General features: G+C 58.4%; 1 protein-coding gene. It reads right to left on the bottom strand.

The window, feature by feature from the left end; all coding sequences use genetic code 11:
- Position 1: 1 nt before the first annotated feature.
- Positions 2-512 (bottom strand): integrase core domain-containing protein (locus HCC78_RS33105; RefSeq protein ID WP_172332887.1); only part of this gene is annotated, 511 nt, incomplete at its 5' end.

Here is a 512-nt window from a genome sequence, read left to right as displayed (position 1 = left end):
GCTAGTTGTTCAGTCCCGGCATCTGGTGGATCGGATCAACATTGAATCTGTCTGGTTCAGATGTCCAGATTTTGCAGATGTATTCGTATGGCGTGAGGCCGCTGAGTGTCTTCGAGCGTCGAGCGAAGTTGTAGGCCGCCATGAAGTCAGCGAGGTGCGTCCGGAGTTGATCGTGGCTGTCGCAATGGAAGCGTTTGACGGTCGCGTCCCTGATTGTCCGGTTCATGCGTTCGGCTTGACCGTTGGTCCACGGGTGGTTTGGCTTGGTCAGGCGATGCTCGATCCCGTTGACCTCGCAGATCATGTCGAAGCGGATTTGCCGGGAATAGGCGGTGTTCCGGTTCCGAGGCTGCTCGGCGAACTGGATGCCGTTATCGGTCAGGATTGTGTGGATGCGGCAGGGAACGGCTTTGAGCAGGTGCTCCGGGAACTCCCACGCCGTCCGTCTGCCGGCCTTCTCGACCAGCTGAGTGACCGCGAACTTGCTGGTGCGATCGATTGCCACGAAGAGA

Source organism: Mangrovicoccus sp. HB161399 (assembly GCF_013184745.1).
Lineage (GTDB): Bacteria > Pseudomonadota > Alphaproteobacteria > Rhodobacterales > Rhodobacteraceae > Mangrovicoccus.
This window is presented reverse-complemented; position numbering and strand designations above follow the sequence as displayed.